At 57.0% G+C, this 3,176-nt stretch carries 1 protein-coding gene; it reads right to left on the bottom strand.

The window, feature by feature from the left end; all coding sequences use genetic code 11:
• Positions 1–2,005 (bottom strand): TonB-dependent receptor domain-containing protein (locus tag ACFFAR_RS29035; RefSeq protein ID WP_174364983.1); only part of this gene is annotated, 2,005 nt, incomplete at its 3' end.
• Between the last annotated feature and the right edge of the window lie 1,171 nt (positions 2,006–3,176).

Here is a 3,176-nt window from a genome sequence, read left to right as displayed (position 1 = left end):
TGTTGTAGTTCTTCGTGTGCTCAGGCTGAAGGTTCGGGTTGCCGTTCGCGAACTCGGTCGTGAAGGCTTTGGTCGGACCACGCGGATCGTACGGGTCGGTCAGGTTCTGGTGACCCGTGTATGAAGCCTGCGAGTTTTCGACCAGCGTCGGTGCACGGAATCCGCGGCTGAACGACGCGAAGGTCGTGAATGCCTGCACAGGCTGATAGCGCAATGCGAAGCTCGGTGAGAACGCGCCGCCGAAGTCGCTGTAGTGGTCATAGCGGCCCGACTGCGTGAACGTCAATGCGCGGATGATCGGAATCTCGACCTGGTAGAACACGGCCGCCACGTTGCGCGAACCGTCCACCGTCTGGATCTGCGCCGGCGAGACGATACCCAGCGACGAATACGTGCGCGGGTTGATGATCGAGCTTTCGTGACGGAACTCGGTACCGAGACCCAGGCCAACGTTGCCTGTGGGCAGCGTGAACAGGTTCGATGTCGAGGTCTTCGCGCTGACCGTATCGAGCTTCGTGATGGCCTGCTGGTAGTCGTCATGGAACACGCCGTCCAGACCGTTCGGCGTGGAACCCGGGTTCAGGAAGTTGTACCCGCCGTTTTGCAGCACGTTCTGCCAGCCCGCCACATCCAGCGAGTTGTAGAAGTGGCTGTCCACCGTGCTTTGCGAATGGCCTGCGTCGACTGACCAGTCCCAGTCGCCCAGCTTCGGCGTGGTGAACGATCCCTTGATCCCGGTCGACGCCTTCCAGAACGTCGAGACCGTATCCACGCCCACGCCCGCGGTCGGGAAGGTGTAGTTGATCGGGGTATCGACGCCGAACGGGTTGAACGGATTGCCGCCCGGCACCGTGCGGTTGAGCGGCGAGATGCTGTTGCTTTGCGGGTTGTACACGTTCGACAAGCTGCTCGCCGACTGCAGGCCGCCGTACTGCACGGTCTCGTCGCGGCTGCCCCAGAACTCGGCGTACGCCTGCATGTCGTCGTTGATCTGGAACGTGCCGCGCACCTTGGCATTCAGGCGGGTGGTCGACGGAACCAGCGAGTAGTCATGCGCCGTGTTGTAGGTACACGTGCTGCCGGCGGTCCGGCCGGTCGTCGTGTTCGGCGGACAGGGGTTGAGCGGGACGTTGGTGCCGTCCGGCTGGGTCCAGAAGCTCTGCTGGTTGTTGCCGGCGGGCAGGTTGTTGCCGCCGAAGCGCGTGAAGTCCTGGCTGCTGGTCATGTCGCGGTCAGCGAGGGTCGAGCCCGAATCGCGAAACCAGCTCGCCGAACCCGTGACGTTGAAGCGGTCCGTAGCAAGATTGCCGAAGCCGCCGAGCACGCTGAAGCTGCCTTGTGCATCGCCCGGATGTTGCGCCTTGCCGAGCTGGCTGTCGATCTGGAAGCCCTGGAAATTCTTCTTCGTGATGATGTTGACCACGCCCGCAATGGCGTCCGAACCGTACTGCGATACCGCACCCGTCTTCACGATTTCGATCCGGTCGATGGTGTTCAGCGGGATCGTGTTGATGTCGAAGAATGTGTCGGTGAAGTTCACCGCTTGCGCGTAGTTGGCGACGCGCTGGCCGTCGACCAGCACCAGCGTGTATTTCTCGGACAGGCCACGCAATGCAATGCCGGCGCCGCCTGGAGCGGTGCTGTTCATCGTCGATTGCGACCAGCTGCTGGCCGAGTTTGCCGACACGCCGCGCAAGAAATCGGCAACGGTGGTGTAGCCGCTTTGTTCGATCTCCTTGGCTGTCACAGTCTGGACTTCCGTGTTGCCTACCTTGTCCGACGTACGGATCAGCGAGCCCGTGACTTCCACTTTTTCAAGCTTGGTCGGAGCCGCGGACGTCGCTGCAGCGGGTGTCGTCGCCGTTGTGGAAGTCGTACCCGACGCGCCGCCTGTGCCGCTCTGGTCGACGGTCTGTGCGTGCGCCATCGGAATGAATGCGGCGCTCAGCACGAGTTCGGCGCCAATGATGCCCTTGATCGCCGTTACCAATCTCTTCTGTTTCACGTGCTCTCCCTCTTGTCAGTGAGCATATTTGATCGAACCAACCGGCCGGCTCGTGCGAGTTGCACGGACCGGTCATGCGATGTTTGTCGACGCTTTTTATTGCGGGGCGCGCTAAACGCTGTTTGCGTCGTTTGAACATCGTCAGTCAAGGCGCAATCTCAATCGTGTTGAAAGGCGCCGTTGATAAGCGGCTGCACCAAGAGCACGAGTTATGCCAATTTGCGAAAGGGATTAAACGGAAGAGCCGGATACGGCCATTTATTTCTGCAGTAAGAATTTGAAATGAATGCGTTTTATTTTTTATTGCCAATTGCTGTTTAGCGATTAAAGTAAAACGGCTTTTTCAGATCGCAATAACACCCTTTATTTTGGCGCGCTGTTGTTTGTAAGGTGAGTTAGAGGAGTTAGTCTAATTAATGTGGTGCAATCGCTGCACCTTGAAAGGGAACAGATTGCATCACACTGTGCATTACGGTTTGAAAGCCATTGTGAGGGGTTATCACGGCGTGTGTGCACAGTATAAACATAAGCAATGCGCTTATGTAATACCCCTGCGCAAACTCTTTGCCATGGCGGGATTGAGCTGCACGGGGCAGCCTAGGGTTTGGGAGTATGTAGAATCATTGATAATCAAAAAGATGACCCGTGCATGTATATTACAAAAGGCTTTCATTAGCACCAGTGTAATCATTCGGTGCACAAATAAAGGGTTTGTTGGGTTAAGTCAGCTTGATGGCAGGCTTTAAGCGTATTCCGAAGGAACAAGATTGACCTGGCGGTACCGAACAGAATTCTGCATGACAAAAGACGCACCTCTCTAATTCGGGAAATTCGCCGTAAGATCAAGGCGCCGCATGAGGGTGGACGAGCAGCAGATCAAAAGCGGGTTATCGCTTGGCATAGCCGTTGCTTAGAGAGTCGCGCTTTTGCGGGTAGCGTCGAAAACGAAGCCGCCCGCTTTAAGAAATACCGTCATCCACAAAATGATTAGCATCTTTTGTCCTAACCGGAGTCCGCAGTGCTGAATACCCTCATTAATTATTCGGTCCAGTCGATGGGCCTCATTCCCCTTCTCGGCGTCATCTTCCTGCTGGGCATGGCCGTGATCATCGAGCGTCTGGTGTTCTTCGCTAGAGCAGTGCGCGCAGGCAAGACTATCGAACACGATCTG

The sequence above is a fragment of the uncultured Caballeronia sp. genome, from assembly GCF_964243625.1.
Taxonomy (GTDB): domain Bacteria; phylum Pseudomonadota; class Gammaproteobacteria; order Burkholderiales; family Burkholderiaceae; genus Caballeronia.
The sequence above is the reverse complement of the archived record's forward strand: the minus strand, read 5'-3'. Positions and strand labels throughout refer to the sequence as shown.